Annotated in this window: 2 protein-coding genes (1 of these 2 running past the window's edge); both read right to left on the bottom strand. The window is 72.2% G+C overall.

Features of this window, described 5'->3' with window-relative positions; translation table 11 throughout:
- Window positions 1–3,656: the beginning of a type I polyketide synthase gene (locus tag ACIQD6_RS29000; protein WP_401887903.1), read on the bottom strand. The gene continues 12,094 nt to the left of window position 1, outside the view; 3,656 of the gene's 15,750 nt are visible here — the first part of the coding sequence; it begins with the start codon at window positions 3,654–3,656; its stop codon lies off the left edge, out of view.
- Complete coding sequence (locus tag ACIQD6_RS28995) at window positions 3,653–17,578, bottom strand: SDR family NAD(P)-dependent oxidoreductase (RefSeq protein WP_401887901.1); 13,926 nt, start codon at window positions 17,576–17,578, stop codon at window positions 3,653–3,655. Before ACIQD6_RS28995 ends, ACIQD6_RS29000 begins: the two co-directional genes overlap by 4 nt.

Here is a 17,578-nt window from a genome sequence, read left to right as displayed (position 1 = left end):
GCCGCCGGGCCCTGACGGCTGAGCAGCACGATGTGCTCGGCGCCGCGCTCGGCCAGCCAGCGGGCGACGTGCCCGCCGAGGGCACCTGTTCCGCCGGTGATCAGGGTGCTGCCGCCGGGCGACCACTCCGGCTCGCCGTGCGTGGGGGGCGTGGCGCGGCGCAGACGACACGCGAGCATCCCGGTTGCGCGGACGGCGACTTGGTCCTCGCCCGTGGCTCCGGTCAGCACGAGCCCGAGGCGCTGGTACGCCGGGACGTCCGGGTCGGCGGGCAGGTCGATCAGCCCTCCCCAGCGGTCGGGGTGTTCCAGGGCCGCGACCCGGCCCAGGCCCCAGACCGCGGCGGTCTCGGGAGCGCGCACCGGGTCGTTGTCTTCGGTGCCGACCGCACCGCTGGTGAGGCACCACAGCGGCGCGATCACCCCGGCGTCACCCAGCGCCTGCACCAGCGCCAGACTGTCGGCCGGCCCGGTCCAGTCCCCGGGCACGGTGCCGACGGGAAGGGCCAGAGCGGACAGCACACCCGAGAGGGGAGCGGCGTTCACGGACAGCGCGCGCAGCCGGTCGGCGAGCGCGTCCCGCCCGGTACCGGGCTCGATGGTCAGTACCTCCGCCCGGGCCCCACAGCTCTCGACCATCGCGGCCAGCGGCGCCGACGCGCCCTCGTCATGGCCGACGACCAGCCAGGTGCCGGTCAGGGCGGCGGGGGTGGCGGGCTCCGGTACGGCCTTCCAGGTGACCTGATAGCGCAGATCGGCGAGGGCCCGCCGCTCCTGGTAACCGCGCCGCCACGCCGTCAGAGCCGGAAGCACGGCACCGGGAGGGGTGCCCTCCCCCAGCCCCAGAGCTTCCAGATCGTTGCGTTCGACCGCCTCCCAGAACTCCACCGTACCGGGGTCGACGTTCGGCTCTGATACGGAGGAGACTGACGCCTCCAGCCAGTAACGGCGCCGCTGGAACGCGTACGTCGGCACCTCCACCGGCTGCCGCGTCCGGGGAACCCAACGGTCCCACTCCACCCCGACGCCGTGCACATGCAGCCGGGCCAGACCGGTCAGCACACTCATGACCTGGTCCCGGTCACGCCGCAGGAAACTCGCGACAACCTCACCCGCACGCTCTTCCATCACGGCGGAAAGCGCGGGCTGCGGACCGACCTCGGCCCAGACGCGGGCCCCCAACTCCCGCGCCGTGTCCACTGCTTCAGAGAACCGCACCGGCTGCCGGGCATGCTCCACCCAGTACGCGGCGCTACCGAAATCAACACCAGCCAACTCCCCCGACACCGTCGAGACGACCGGGATCCCGGCAGGCCCGAAGGTCAGATCAGCAATGGCGGCGGAGAAGTCCTCCAGCATCGGGTCCATCAGCGGGGTGTGGAAGGCGTGACTCACCGGCAGCCACCGCGTCCGCACACCCTCGGCTTCCAGCTTCTCGACCATGCCGCGTACCGCGTCCGGCTCACCGGCCAGCACCACCGACTCCGGCGCATTCACCGCAGCCACCCACACACCGGCAACTCCGCCAACCCGCTCCTCGATCTCCTCAGCAGAGGCAGCGACCGACGCCATCACCCCACCGGTCATCCCTCCCATCAACCGGCCACGAACACACACCAACCGCACCGCATCAGACAGACTCAGCACACCCGCCGCGACAGCCGCACTGATCTCACCGACCGAATGCCCCACCAGCACATCCGCCCGCACACCACACTCGACCAGGACCCGCCACAGTCCCACCTCCAGTGCCACCAACCCCACCTGAGCGAAGACAGTCCCCTCGATCAGATCACCACGACCACCCTCACCGAACAACACCGGACGCAACCCCTCCGGCAACAACTCATCCGCCACCGCACACACTTCATCCACCACACCGGCGAACACCTCAAACCGCTCATACAACACAGCGCCCATACCAGCGAACTGGGAACCCTGACCGGTGAACAACACCGCCGACTTCCCACCCACCGGCGAACCCGTCACCAGGCCCTCGGCCGAAACGCCCTCAGCCAACGCATCCAGCCCCGCGACCAGCCCCTCCGCACCGGAGCCCACCACCACGGCTCGCGAGTCCAACGAAGCCCGGCCAACCAGCCCCGCAGCCGCCCCGGCAAGCCACTCACGGTCAACCGCACCCGCAGCCTGCTGCTCGCGTACAAAGCCCGCCAGCCGCGTGGCCTGTCCCCGCAGCCCCGCATCGCCCCGACCCGACACCACCCACGGCACCGGACCCTCACCCACCGGTGAGACAGCAACCGGCTCCACGACGGGCGACTCTTCAAGGATCACGTGCGCGTTCGTGCCGCTCACACCGAACGAGGACACCCCCGCCCGCCGCGCCCGCCCTTCACGCGGCCACGGCACCGGCTCCGTCAGCAGACGCACCCCACCCGCAGACCAGTCCACATGCGGCGACGGCTCATCCACATGCAGCGTCTCGGGCAGTTTCCCGTGCCGCATCGCCATCACCATCTTGATCACACCAGCCACACCCGCAGCAGCCTGCGTATGACCGATATTCGACTTCACCGACCCCAACCACAACGGCCCGTCCCCCGAACGGTCCTGACCGTACGTCGCCAGCAACGCCTGCGCCTCGATCGGATCACCCAGCGTCGTACCGGTGCCGTGCGCCTCCACCACATCCACATCACCGGCGGACAGACCGGCGTTCGCCAACGCCTGCCGGATCACCCGCTGCTGCGAAGGCCCGTTCGGCGCCGTCAAACCATTCGACGCACCGTCCTGGTTGACGGCCGAGCCCCGAAGCACCCCGAGCACCCGATGGCCGTTCCGACGAGCGTCCGACAGCCGCTCCAGCAGCAGCAGACCCACGCCCTCGCCCCAGCCCGTACCGTCCGCAGCAGCCGCGAACGGCTTGCACCGCCCGTCGGGCGCCAGACCGCGCTGACGGCTGAACTCCACGAACGTCCGCGGCATGGACATCACGGAGACCCCGCCCGCCAGCGCCAGCGAGCACTCGCCCGCCCTCAGCGCCTGCGCGGCCAGGTGCATCGCCACCAGCGACGACGAACACGCCGTGTCCACCGTCACCGCCGGACCCTCAAGACCGAACACATAGGCCACCCGGCCCGACGCCACGCTCGCCGCGTTCCCGATCAGGGAGTAGCCCTCGACCTCCTCCGGGACGACGGGGAGCCGGTGAGCGTAGTCCTGCCCGTTGGTGCCGACGAACACGCCGACCCGGCTACCGGCCAGACCGTCCGGGTCGAGGCCGGCGCGCTCGAACAGTTGCCACGACGTCTCCAGCAGCAGCCGCTGCTGCGGGTCCATCGCCAGCGCCTCACGCGGACTGATCCCGAACAGCTCGGCATCGAAGTCGGCCGCGTCGGAGAGGAAACCACCCTCGCGCACGTACGACGTACCGCTCCGCTCGGGGTCCGGGTCGTACAGGGCGTCCAGGTCCCAGCCACGGTCCTTCGGGAAGCCCGAGATCGCGTCGCCGCCGGCGGCGACCAGATCCCACAACTCCTCGGGAGACTCCACCCCACCGGGGAACCGGCAGCTCATGGCAACGATCGCCAGCGGCTCGCGCCGGTGCTCCTCGGCCTCGCGCAACTGCTTCCGTGTCTGACGCAGTTCCGCCGTGGCGCGCTTGAGGTAGTCAAGGAGCTTCGCGTCCTCGGTCATCGTGCACTACCTCCCTGCGGCCCGGAGGGTGCCGCCAAGTCGTCGAGTTCCTGATCGAGAATCGCGAACACCTCGTCCGCGGTGGCGGCCTCGATGTCGCTGTCGTCGTCGGTTTCCGGCTCCGGTCGCCGGTCCTGGTGCGCCGCGGTGTCGGTCAGCGCGGCCAGCAGCCCCTGGAGCCTGCCGACCACCCTGTCCCGGACCGCCTCGTCGGCGTCCAGGGACGACAGGCTGGTGTGCAGTTCGGCGAGGTGCGCGAACACCAGGTCGGTGGCGGCGGAGCCGAGCACCTCGGTGCGCAGGTGCGCGGCGAGGGCGCGCGGGGTGGGGAAGTCGAAGGCCAGCGACGGCGAGAGCGTGCGCTCGATGGCCACGGCCAGCCGGTTGCGCAGTTCCACTGCGGTCAGCGAGTCGAAGCCGAGTTCCTTGAACGCGCGGTCCGGGTCGACGTGTTCGGCGTCGGCGTGCGTGAGTACGTCGGCGACCGTGCGCCGGACCAGGGTGAGTACGGCTTCCTCACGCTCCCGCTCCGGCAGACCGGCCAGTCGCCGGGCGAACGGTTCGGCTTCCGGGCCCGCTCCGGCGGCCTGTCGCGAGGGTGCGCCGTTCGTCTCCCACAGCACGGGCGGAAGTTCCGCGGCCGGTCGGCGGGTCGTGTCGATGCCTGCCACCGTGAGCGGCAGGTCGGCCGCCAGGGCAGCGTCGAACAGTGCGAGGCCCTCGGCGGTGGACATCTCCAAGGCCCCGTCGCGCAGGATCCGGCGTACGTCCGTCCCGCCCAAGTGCCCTGTCATCCCGCTGCGTTCCGCCCACAGCCCCCAGGCGACAGAGGTGGCGGGCAGGCCCTCGGCCCGGCGCCGATGGGCCAGGCCGTCGAGGAACGCGTTGGCGGCGGCGTAGTTGCCCTGCCCGGCGGAGCCGAGCGTGGACGCCGCCGAGGAGAACAGCACGAAGGTCCGCAGCGCCGCCTGATCGCGGGTCAGTTCGTGGAGATGCCACGCGGCGTCGGCCTTGGGGCGGAACACGGTGGCGATCCGGTCGCCGGTCAACGAGGTGACCGTCCCGTCGTCGAGCACCCCGGCCGAGTGGATCACCGCGGTGAGCGGGTGTTCGGCGGGCACCGCGTCGAGCACCGCTGCCAGCGCGTCCCGGTTGCCGACATCGCAGCTCTCCACCGTCAGGTCCGCCCCGGCCCCGGTCAGCTCGGCGATCAGCTCGGGCATACCCGGCGCGGTGGCGCCCCGGCGGCCGACGAGCAGTAGCCGGCGGACCCCGTGCTCGCGGACCAGGTGCCGCGCGACCAGACCACCGAGGGTGCCGGTCGCCCCGGTGACAAGCACGGTTCCGGACGTGTCCAGCAGCGGTGCCTCGTCGGCCTTCCCGCGCGGTACGGGGCGTAGCCGGGGGACGAACAGAGCACCGGACCGCAGCGCAGCCTGCGGCTGGCCCGTCCCCAGTACGGCGGGCAGCGCGCTCACCGACTCGGCGCGCTCGTCGATGTCCACCACGACCAGTCGGCCGGGGTGTTCGGCCTGCACCGACCGGGCCAGGCCCCAGACGGCGGCACCGGTCAGGTCCGCCACGTCACCGCCGTCGGTGGATACGGCGGAACGGGTCACCAGTACCAGGCGGCCGGTCGCGAAACGTTCGTCCGCCAGCCAGGACTGGACGATCCGCAGCAGGTGGGCCACCACCGTGTGCGCGTCGCCCGCCGCATACGCCTCGCCCGGCGCGTGCGCCTCGTCCTCGTACACCTCGCCCACCGCGAGCACATGGGCCGGCCCGACCGGGACGAGCACGGTCTCCGCTCCGGTTGCCTCGGTCAGCTCCGCGTACCGGCGGATGTCGGCACCCTGGCTCCGCAACACCTCGAACAGAGGGCCCTCTCCCCCGCCCAGCACGGCGTAACGACCGGGTACGGAGGGCCGGGACGGCACACCGAGCGCTTCCCAGGCCAGACGATGCAACGGCCGGACCGTTCGCTGCCGCAGGGCACGCGCCTGCGCGGCGGTCGGAGGCCGCAGGGTCAGCTCACCCACGTCCGCCACCCGCACGCCGTCCGCACCCGCCAGGCGCAGCGACAGCGTGTCGAGCCCGGTCGAGGTCACCCGGACACGGATGTCGCCGGTGATGCCACGTACCGCCACGAGGTCCCGCCAGCGGGTGGCCGTCCGAGGCTCGGGGGCGGCCTCCATCGTCAGCGCGGCGACGGCTTGCAGCAGCGCGTGCGTGAACCGGTCGGCGGCAAGCTCCTCCCCCGCCGGTATCCGCCCTTCCACGAGCACACCGTCGCCGGTCCGCCAGAGCCGCCCCAGCCGGGCGAGCACGTCCTCGGTGTCGTATCCCCCCTCGGTGAGGGCCTCGCGTACGGCGTCTTCCGCGATCGGTTCCGCGTCGGCCGGGGGCCAGGGCGTGGGCACGGGCGCCGGTTCGCCGCTCGGGCGAGCTGTCAGGAGACCGGTGGCGTGTCCGCGCCAGTCGCCCTCCGTGTCGTCGGCCGGCCGGGAGTAGAGGTCCACCTGTCGGTTTCCCTCGTCGTCCGGCCCGCCGACGACCAGTTGGACCTGGACCGCCTCGTCCGCCGGGAACACCAGTGGCTCGGTGATCGTGAGATCCGCCAGTCGAGGACAGCTCACACTCCCACCGCCGTACAGGGCCATCTCCACGACGATGGCGGGCGGTACGACCACTGATCCGGCCGTCATGTACTCCCGGAGCCACCCCTGGGTGTGCGGAGCGAGCCGACCGACGAACAGCCGGGCGTCGTCACCGGGCAGGACCGCCATCGCGTTCAGCAGCGGATGGTCCACGGGCGTCAGACCGGCCGGAGCGACACCCGCCATCGCCGGGGCGGGCGCGTCCAGCCAGTAGCGCTGCCGCTGGAAGGCGTACGTGGGCAACGCCACCGGCCGCGCGGCGGGCAGCAGCCCCCGCCAGGCCACCGGCAGACCAGCGGTCCAGGCAGCACCCAGACTGCTCAGCAGCTGCGCCGCCTCCGGTCGGCCCCGGCGCAGCGTGTGCAGCACCGGGCTGTCACTGACCGTCTGTTCCATCGCCAACGACAGCACCGGGTGCGGACCGATCTCCACGAACGCCCGGGACGCCAGGTTCTCCAACCGCCGGACCGCGGTCTCGAACAGCACCGGCTGTCGCAGGTTCCGGTACCAGTACCCCGCGTCCAGCTCCCCATCGGCAACCAGCTCGCCCGTGACCGTGGACCACATCGCCACGTCGCTGCCGCGCGAGGACAACCCCTCCAGCCCCGCCCGCAGGTCGTCCGCGATCTCCTCCACCTGCGCGTGATGGGACGCGTAGTCCACCTCGATCCGCCGGGCGCGTACCCCCTGCTCGTCCAACCGCGCACACAGCGCGGCCACTTCATCCGGTGGGCCGCTCACCACGATCTGCCCCGGCGCGTTCACCGCCGCCACCGTCACCGACGACGGCAGATACGCCTCCGCCTCCTCCGGGTCCAACGCGACCGATGCCATCGCCCCGCGCCCGGCCAACTCCCGCAACGCCTGCGAACGCAACGCCACAACCCGGGCGCCGTCCTCCACACTCAGCCGACCCGCGACCACCGCAGCCGCAATCTCACCCTGCGAATGACCCACCACCGCATCAGGCTCAACCCCTACCGCACGCCAGGCCTCCGCCAGCGAAACCATCACCGCCCACAACACCGGCTGAACCACATCCACCCGGCCCAACCACACCTCGTCCGAGCCCGACAGAACCTCACACAACGACCAGTCCACAAACGGATCCAGAGCCCGCTCACACACAGCCATCCGCTCGGCGAACACCGGCCACGAACTCAGAAGTTCACGACCCATCCCGACCCACTGACCACCCTGACCAGGGAAGACGAACACCACACCGGAGTCCGCCCGAGCCGACGGCGACCGCCCACCGACAACCAACTCATCCAGACCGGCCAGCAGTTCATCCACATCCGTGCCGGTCACCACGGCCCGATGCTCCAGACCAGCCCGACCCGCCAACCCCGCAGCCACACCCGCAATCCACTCACGGTCGACAAGGCCGGCAGCCCGCTGAGCTCGCACAAAGCCCGCCAACCGCGCCGCCTGCGCCCCCAGCCCCGCATCACCACGACCCGACACCACCCACGACACCGGACCCGACACATCCACCACAGGCGCGGGGACAGATGCAGCCGCAGGAGCCTCCTCCAGGATCACGTGCGCGTTCGTGCCGCTGACCCCGAACGAGGACACACCCGCCCGCCGCGGACGACCACCAGCCGCCCACGGCACCGGCTCCGTCAGCAGACGCACCCCACCCGCAGACCAGTCCACATGCGGCGACGGCTCATCCACGTGCAGCGTCTCGGGCAACTGCCCGTGCCGCAACGCCATCACCATCTTGATCACACCAGCCACACCCGCAGCAGCCTGCGTATGACCGATGTTCGACTTCACCGACCCCAACCACAACGGCCGGTCACCGGGACGACCCTGACCGTACGTCGCCAGCAACGCCTGCGCCTCGATCGGATCGCCGAGTGTGGTGCCGGTACCGTGCGCCTCCACCGCATCCACATCACGAGTACCGAGACCCGCGTTCGCCAACGCCTGCCGGATCACCCGCTGCTGCGAAGGACCATTCGGAGCCGTCAGACCATTCGACGCACCATCCTGATTCACCGCCGAACCCCGCACCACGGCCAGCACCCGATGACCGTTCGCCACCGCGTCGGACAGCCGCTCCACCAGTACCAGGCCGGCGCCCTCGGCGGGGCCGAACCCGTCCGCCACCGCCGAGAACGCCTTGCACCGTCCGTCGGCGGACAGGCCCCGCTGTCGGCTGAACTCCACGAAGGTCTGCGGCGTCGACATCACGGAGACCCCGCCCGCCAGCGCCATGGAGCACTCGCCGGAACGCAGCGCCTGTGCGGCCATGTGCAGCGCCACCAACGATGAGGAGCAGGCGGTATCGACCGTCACCGCCGGCCCCTCGAAGCCGAAGGTGTACGCCACCCGGCCCGAGGCGACGCTGCCCGCGCTGCCGTTGACGAGATAGCCCTCCAACTCCGGTGGCGCTGAGCCCAGTCGGGTCCCATAGTCGTGGTACATGAGCCCGGCGAACACACCCGTGCGGCTCCCCCGGAGCCCCGCCGGGTCCACACCGGCGTGCTCCAGCGTCTCCCAGGCCACCTCCAGCAGCAGCCGCTGCTGCGGGTCCATCGCCAGCGCCTCACGCGGACTGATCCCGAAGAACTCGGCGTCGAACTCGGCGGCGTCGTGCAGGAAGCCGCCCTGTCGGACATAGCTGTGGCCGGGGCGGGCCGCGTCGGCGTCGTAGAGCTGCTCGACGTCCCATCCGCGGTCGCCGGGGAACGGTCCTACGCCGTCCACGCCGTCGGCGACCATGCGCCAGAGGTCGTCGGGGGAACCCACGCCGCCCGGGTAGCGGCAGCCGATCCCCACGATGGCGATCGGTTCGGCGGTCCCGGTCGCGGCCACTGTCGCGGCCCGGGGCGACGCGCCGGTCCCTTGCTGTTCTTCGGTCTGTCCGGCGGCCGGGAACAGCCGCTCGTGCAGCAGCTCGGCGACGGCGGCCGGGGTGGGGTGGTCGAACAGCAGCGTCACCGGCAGGCGTATCCCGGTCGCCGCGGCCAGGCGGTTGCGCAGTTCGACCGACGTGAGCGAGTCGAACCCGGCGTCCTTGAACGGCCGGCCGGTGTCGACGTCCGCCGCAGAGGTGTGGCCGAGGACGATCGCGGTCCGGCTGCGGACCAGGTCGAGCAGCAGGGTGGCGCGCTCGGTGCCGGGCAGTGTCTCCAACCGCGCCCGGAGGTCTCCGTCAGACGGTTCCGTCGCGCCCGGCGAGGCGGCTCTTGCGATGCGCCGCGGTGGTACGGCGGCGAGGCCGCGCAGCATTCCGGTCGCGGGCAGCTGGGTGGGGTCGATCTTCACCGGTACGACGTGGGCGTCCTCACCGGCCAGCGCGGCGTCCAGGAGGAGGAGAGCCTCCTCGGTGGGCAGTGGGCGCAGTCCGGCCCGGTGCAGCCGGGCCAGGTCGGCGCGGCCGAGGTGGCCGGTCATGCCGCTGGCCTGCGCCCACGGCCCCCAGCCGAGGGAGAGCGCGGGCAGTCCCTCGGCACGGCGGTGCTGCGCGAGGGCGTCGAGGTAGGCGTTGGCCGCCGCGTAGTTGGCCTGTCCCGGGCCGCCGACCGTGGCCATCACCGAGGAGAAGAGGACGAAGGCGGTGATGTCGAGGTGCCGGGTCAGGTCGTGCAGGTGCCAGGCGGCGTCCACCTTCGGGCGCAGGACCGCATGGACGTGGTGCTCGTCGAGCGACGGGAGTGTGGCGTCGGCGAGCAGGCCGGCGGCATGAAACACCGCGGTGAGCGGGTGCTCGGCCGGGATGTCGGCGAGCAGCGCGGCAAGCGCGTCGCGGTCGGCGGTGTCGCACGCGGCGAGGGTGACCTCGGCGCCCAGGGCGGTGAGTTCGGCACGCAGGCTCTCGGCTCCGGGCGCGTCGGGCCCCTGACGGCCGGCCAGCAGCAGTCGGTCCACGCCGTGCCGGGTGACCAGGTGCCGGGCGAGCAGCATGCCGAGGGTGCCGGTGCCTCCGGTGATCAGTACGGTGCCGCCCGACATCGGGCGGGTGGACCCACCGCCCCGGGCACCGGGCCAGTGCACCAGCCGGGGCGTACGGATCTCACCGGCGCGCAGGGCGAGTTGGGTCTCCCCGGTGGCCATCGCGGCGGCCAGCGTGTCGGGGGTCGGGTCGGCATCCGTATCCAGCAGCAGGAACCGGCCGGGGAGTTCCGACTGTGCCGACCGGAGCAGGCCCCAGACCGCCGCCGCGGCGAGGTCGTCGGGGCCGTCGGACGGGCCGGTGCGGACCGCCGAGCGGGTGACCACGGCCAGCGGAACGTCCGTGAACTGCTCATCGGCCAGCCACTCCTGGAGGAAGCCGAGCGTCTCGGTCACCAGGTCGTGTGTCCCGGCCGGTTGCGCCGGGCCTCCCGCCGGTCCGACGTCGGTCTGTCCGGGGCGGTAACAGACCAACGTCGGAACCGGCGCGCCGCCGTCCACCGCGCGGGCCAGCTCGGCGAGCCCGGGATAGGTGTCGATGCCCCGGGGGTGGGCATCGGACGGCGGGCCGACGACCGCCCAGTCGCGGGCCGGTGGGGGAAGGTCCGGCGCCTCGATGGTGGTCCAGTCGACCAGGTACAGATCGTGCCGCGCGGCCGGGGCGGCGAGCTGCTCCCCTTCGACCGGCCGCAGCGTCAGTGCCTCCACCTCTGCCACGAGCCCGCCGACGGGGTCGGTCGCGGTCAGGCGGGTGCCGCCGTCGGGTCGCCGACGCAGGTGTACGCGCAGCGCGGTTGCAGCGCTCGCCCGCAGCCTCACTCCGGTCCACGAGAAGGGCAGCGAGAGGCGGTCGTTGTCCCACACCAGCGGGTGCAGGGCGGCGTCCAGCAGGGCGGGGTGCAGTCCGTACGAGGCGGCGTCCGGGGTGAGCGTGCCGTCCAGCTCGACGTCGCAGAACAGGTCGTCGCCCAGCCGCCAGAGCCGACGCAGCCCACGGAACGCGGGCCCGTAGCCGAAGCCCAGTTCGTCGAGGTGGGCGTAGACATCGTCCACCGGGACGGTCCAGGCTCCTGCCGGTGGCCATGAACGTACCGGTTCCGTCGGAAGGGCCGCGTCGGCGGCGGGCGCGAGGGTGCCGCGGGCGTGGCAGGTCCATTCGGGCCGCTCGCCGCTCCTGGCGGTGTGGATGCTGACCGGCCGTCGGCCGTCCGGGTCCGGGGGTCCGACGACCACCTGGGAGCGGACGTCGCCGACGGTGGGCAGCACGAGGGGAGCCTGGAGCACCAGTTCTTCGATGTCCGGGCAGCCGGTCCGGTCGCCGGCCTGTACGGCCAGCTCGACGAAGGCCGTGGCGGGCAGCAGGACCGTGTCCAGGACGGCGTGGTCGGCCAGCCACGGCAGGGTCCGGAGCGCCAGCGTGCCGGTCAGTGCGACCCCGCCGCTGTCGGCCAGCGGTACGGCTGCGGGCAGCAGTGGGTGCGCGGTGGTGTCCAGGCCGGCCGCGGACACATCCGGCCCGGCGTCCGGGGGCGTCAGCCAGTGGCGCTGTCGGCGGAAGGGGTAGGTGGGCAGCTCGACATGGTGGGCTGGGGTGGGCTCGCCGGGCGTGCGCTCACCGGAAATGGTCTCGCCGGGCGTGGACTCGCCCGGTGTGGGCTCGCCCGGCGTGGCGGTCCAGCGGACGGGTGTACCGGTCACGTGCAGGCGGGCCAGGGAGGTGAGGAAGTTCGCCAGGCCGCCGTCGTCCCGGTGCAGGGTGCCGGTGACGGTCGCGGCCGTGTCGCCGTCACCGTGGTGTTCGACAGTGTCCTGGAGGCCGGGGGTGAGCACCGGATGCGGGCTGATCTCGACGAAGTTCCGGTGTCCGGCGGCGAGCAGTGCGCCGGTGGCGTCGGCGAAGCGGACCGTGTGCCGGAGGTTGCGGAACCAGTAGTCGGCGTCCAGTGTGCGGGTGTCGGTGATCTCGGTGCCGGTGACGGTGGACTGGAAGGGGATGTCGCTCCGCCGCGGCACGATCCCGGCGAGCGCGGTGGCCAGCTGTTCCCGGACGGGTTCCACCTGCGCGGAGTGCGAGGCGTAGTCGACGGCGATGCGGCGTGCGGACACCTGCCGTTCGGCGCATGCGGCAAGCAGTTCGGTCAGGGCCTCCGGGTCCCCTGTGACGACGACGGCCGTGGGGCCGTTGACGGCTGCCACCTCCAGGCGCTCGCCCCAGCGGTGGATCAGCTCGGTGACCTCGGGCAGCGGAAGCGGTACGGACGCCATGCCGCCCCGGCCGGCGAGCACCGCGAGGGCCTGGCTGCGGCGGCACACGATCCGGGCGGCGTCGTCCAGTGACAGCGCGCCCGCGAGGTGGGCGGCGGCGATCTCGCCCTGGGAGTGCCCGACGACAGCGTCGGGCCGTACGCCGTGCGACTCCCAGGTGCGGGCCAGGGAGACCAGTACCGCGAAGAGCACCGGCTGGACGACGTCGACCCGGTCCAGGGTGGGCGCGTCCGGATCGCCGCGCAGTACGGCGGTCGGCGAGAACTCCAGATACGGCTGGAGCGCTTCGGCGCAGTCGGTCACATGCCTGCGGAAGACCGGCGACTCGTCCATCAGCCGCACGCCCATCCCGGCCCACTGCGAGCCCTGGCCGGGGAAGACGAAGACGGTCCTGCGGTCGTCCGTGGCGGTGTCCTGGACCACGTGGCGGGTGGTCTCGCCGTCGGCGAGCGCGCGCAGGCCGGTCAGGAACGCGTCGCGCTCCGCGCCGACCACTACGGCCCGGTGGGTGAGCGCGGCCCGTCCCGCGTCGAGGGTGTGTGCGACCTCGGCGGGCGAGGCGTCGGGGTGGTCGCGCAGCCAGTCGTGGAGCAGCTCGGCCTGGCGGCGCAGGGCGCGCGGGTCGCGGGCCGACAGCGGCCACGGATCGGCCGCCCGGACAGGGCCGGAGCCCTCGGATTCCGGCTCCGGCGGCGCCTGTTCCAGGATGATGTGGGCGTTGGTGCCGCTGATGCCGAACGACGACACCCCGGCGCGGCGCGGCCGGTCGACCTCCGGCCAGGGGGTGGATTGGGGCAGCAGCGCGGCGGCGCCCGTGTCCCAGTCGACGTGCGAGGAGGGGCGGTCCATGTGCAGGGTGCGCGGCAGCATGCCGTGCCGCATCGCCATGACCATCTTGATCACACCGGCGACGCCGGAAGCGGCCTGCGTATGCCCGATGTTGGACTTGAGCGAACCGAGCAGGACCGGCCGGCCGGCAGGCCGGTCCTGGCCGTAGGTGGCGAGGACGGCCTGCGCCTCGATCGGGTCGCCCAGCGTCGTGCCGGTGCCGTGTGCCTCGACCGCGTCGACGCCGGCCGGCGAGAGCCCGGCCGTGTCCAACGCCTGCCGGATGACCCGGCGTTGGGCACCTCCGTTCGGCGCGGTGAGGCCGTTGCTGGCCCCGTCCTGGTTCACCGCGGACCCCCGCAGAACAGCCAGCACCCGGTGCCCGTTACGGGTCGCGTCGGACAGCCTCTCCAGCAGGAGGACACCAACGCCCTCGCTCCAGGCTGTGCCGTCGGCGGCCTCTGCGAACGGCTTGCAGCGTCCGTCCGGGGCCAGTCCGCGCTGCCTGCTGAACTCGGTGAACATGCCGGGCGTCGCCATCACGGTCACCCCGCCGGCCAGCGCCATGGAGCACTCGCCGCGCAGCAGCGCCTGCCGTGCCAGGTGCATCGCCACCAGCGAGGACGAACACGCTGTGTCGACGGTCAGCGCGGGTCCCTCCAGGCCCAGCGTGTATGCCACTCTCCCGGACGCGACACTGGACGTACTGCCGGTCAGCACGTACCCCTCGTAGCCGGCCGGCGCGGCGTCCAGCCGCGAGCCGTAGTCCTGCGAGGTCGCGCCGAAGAACACACCCGTGCGGCTGCCATGCAGCCCGGCCGGGTCGATCCCGGCTCGCTCCAGCGCCTCCCACGAGGTCTCCAGCAGCAGCCGCTGCTGGGGGTCCATCGCATCGGCCTCGCGCGGGCTGATACCGAAGAAGGCCGCGTCGAACCGAGTCGCGTCGTGCAGGAAGCCGCCATGCCGGACGTAACTGCACGCGCCGCTATCCCGGCCCGGGTCGAAGAGCTCGTCCAGCCGCCAGCCACGGTCGTCGGGGAACTCCGAGATGGCGTCGGATCCTTCGTCCAGCAGCCGCCACAGGTCCTCGGGGGACCGGACCTCACCAGGGAAGCGGCAGCCGATGCCGACAATCACGACCGGCTCGTCCTTGCCGGGATCCGCGGTAGGGGCGGCCGTCGCGGCGTGCGCCGTCGGGAGCAGTTCGCTCCACAGGTGGCGGGCCAGCCGGGCCGGGGTCGGGTGCTCGAACAGAACGGTGGGGGGCAGGTGCAGACCGGTGGCGGCATTCATCTGCCGCCGCAGCTCGACCGCCATCATCGAGTCGAAACCGAGCTCCCGGAACGACCGGTCGGCATCGACACCTTCCGCGGAGCGATGCTCCAGCACCTGTGCCGCCCGGTCCCGGACCAGGTCGAGCATCATCCGGTCGCGGTCGGCCGTGCGCAGTCCCGCGAGACGGTCCGCCAGGGACTGCCGGCCGGCTGCCGCGGTGGGCGGCTCGACGTCCACGTCCGTCTCCGGGTCCGGTATCCGCGTGGAGGACGGTTCCGGGGCGACGGACGCCGACGCCGGGCCGGCAGGCGCTTCCCACCAGTGGCGCTCACGCTGGAAGGGGTAGGTGGGCAACGACACACGCCTTCCGCCCGGGTGGGCGAGGACCGCGGACCAGTCCACAGGTATGCCGTGTGTGTGGGCCTCGGCCATACTGGTCAGGAACCGCCGCTGGCCACCGTCACCACGACGCAGGGAACCCACCGTGACGGCGGGCACCCCGGCCGCGGCGGCCGTGTCGGCCACTGCGGCGAGCAGAGCCGGGTGCGGACTGCACTCCACGAACTGCCGGTGCCCGTCGGCCAGCAGCAAACGGACGGTCTCCTCGAATCGGACCGTCTGCCGCACATTCCGGAACCAGTAGCCGGCATCCAGAGCAGCTGTGTCCACCACCTCACCAGTGACCGTCGAGTAGAACGAGATCTCCCCCGAGCTGGCGGAAACCCCGGCCAACGACTCGAAGAGGTCCTCACCGATCTCCTCCGTCTGCGCCGAGTGCGAGGCATAGTCGACAGGCAGACGACGCGCCTGGAACCCCTCCCCGGCCACCTGTTCCACGAAGCCGTCCACCGCGTCGGGCTCACCGGCGATCACCGTCGACACCGGCCCGTTCACCGCCGCGACCGACACATCACCGGCAACATCCCCGAGACGGCGCGCCACCTCGTCCGCGGGCATCGACACCACGGCCATCGCACCCCGGCCCGACAGTCTCCGCAGCGCCCGGCTCCGCAGTGCAACCACACGAGCCGCGTCCTTCAGGGACAGCGCCCCCGCCACATAGGCGGCCGCGATCTCACCCTGGCTGTGACCCACCACGGCCGCCGGACTCACACCCAGCGAATCCCACAGACGCGCCAGCGACGTCATCACCGCGAACAGAGCCGGCTGCACCACATCCACCCGGTCCAGCGACGGCGCACCGGGCTCCCCTCGCAGCACCGGCAGCAACGACCACCCGACGTGCGGCTCCAACTCCTCGGCACACGCCCGCAGATGATCCGCGAAGGCCGGGAACTCCTCGTACAGCTCCAGCCCCATCCCGACCCACTGCGACCCCTGACCGGGAAAGACGAACACGGCGTCACCCCGGACGACCTGTCCCGTCACCACATCCGAGGAGGACTCCGCACGGGCCAGCGCCGCCAGCGCACCCACCCGCGCCGTATGGTCGTCACCCATCACCACGGCACGGTGCTCGAACAGGGCGCGGTATTCGACCAGTGTCCGGCCGACGTCGAGGGGCCTCAGGTCCGGTTCGGACACGACGCGGGCACGCAGTCGGTCCGCCTGGTCACGAAGCGCGGCGGCGGAGCGGCCCGAGAGCACCCACGGCACCGTACGCGGTGGGGCCTCGTCTCCCGCACCGTCGCTGTCACGGCCGCCGATCCCGGTGGCGGACCGGTCCGGTGCCGGCTCCGCGGCCAGAACGACATGGCAGTTGGTGCCGCCCATGCCGAACGAACTGACACCGGCGACAGCCGGGCCCCCGCCGTCGGGCCAGGGCATCATCTCGCGGACGACGTCCAGCCGCAGCTCGTCCAGCGGGATGTCCGGGTTGGCCCGGGTGAAGTTCAGGCTCGGCGGGATCTGGCGATGCGCCAGCGCGAGTACCGCCTTGACCAGACCGGCAATGCCCGCGGCGCCCTCCAGATGGCCGATGTTCGTCTTCACCGATCCGACCAGCAACGGCCTGTCCGCCGACCGGCCGGCGGACAGTGCGGCGCCCAGCGCGCCCGCCTCGACGGGGTCGCCGACGCGCGTACCGGTGCCGTGCAACTCCACGTATCCCACGTGGTCCGGGGTCACTCCGGCACGTCGGTACGCTGCCCGCAGCACCTCCGTCTGCGCCCGCCCGCTGGGACTGGTCAGGCTCGCACCGCCGCCGTCGTTGTTGACCGCGCTGCCCCGGATCTCGCAGTAGACGACGTCACCGTCGGCTCGTGCCCGGTCCAGAGGCTTGAGCACCACCATCGCCCCGCCCTCGCCGCGCACAAATCCGTCGGCGCGGTCGTCGAAGGTGTGGCAGCGGCCGGTGGGCGAGAGCGCGCCGAACCGGGCGGCGGTCACGGCACTCTCCGGAACGAGATTGAGGTGTACTCCACCGACGAGCGCGATCTCGGACTCGCCCCGGCGCAGGCTCTCCGCCGCCAGATGCACCGCGACCAGGGACGACGACTGGCCGGTGTCGACGGTGAGGCTCGGCCCGTTCAGGCCGAGGCTGTAGGAGACCCGGTTGGCGATGAGACTTCGGTGCAGGCCGGTGATGCTGTGCGAGCCGATCGACGACATGCCCTGGCGGTGCAGCAGGCGAGCGTAGTCGTCCGCGATCGCGCCGACGAACACACCGGCCGGCCGGTCTCGCAACGTGCCCGGGACGATGCCTGCGTCCTCAAGGGCCTCCCAGCACAGTTCCAACGCCAGCCGCTGTTGCGGGTCCATGGTCCGCGCCTCGCGAGGCGAGATACCGAAGAACTCCGCGTCGAATTGGTCGACCTCGTCCAGAAACGCACCCAAGTGGGCTTCCTGCTCAGACGGTTCATCCGTCCAACGGCCGGCCGGTACCCGCCCAACGGCACTGCGTCCGTCCACCAGCATGCGCCAGAGCGCTTCAGGTGTCGCCGCCTCCGGGAGCCGACAGGACACTCCGACCACGGCTATCGGCTGACAGCCGTGACGGCCGTATGCGTCGGTCACCGATTCCGGCAT

It is taken from the genome of Streptomyces sp. NPDC088400, from assembly GCF_044753355.1.
Lineage (GTDB): Bacteria > Actinomycetota > Actinomycetes > Streptomycetales > Streptomycetaceae > Streptomyces.
The sequence above is the reverse complement of the archived record's forward strand: the minus strand, read 5'-3'. Positions and strand labels throughout refer to the sequence as shown.

What these genes read in the sequence shown, in the direction of transcription:
- ACIQD6_RS28995 (WP_401887901.1), bottom strand. Translation starts at nt 17,578, where the DNA reads ATGCCGGAATCGGTGACCGACGCATACGGCCGTCACGGCTGTCAGCCG.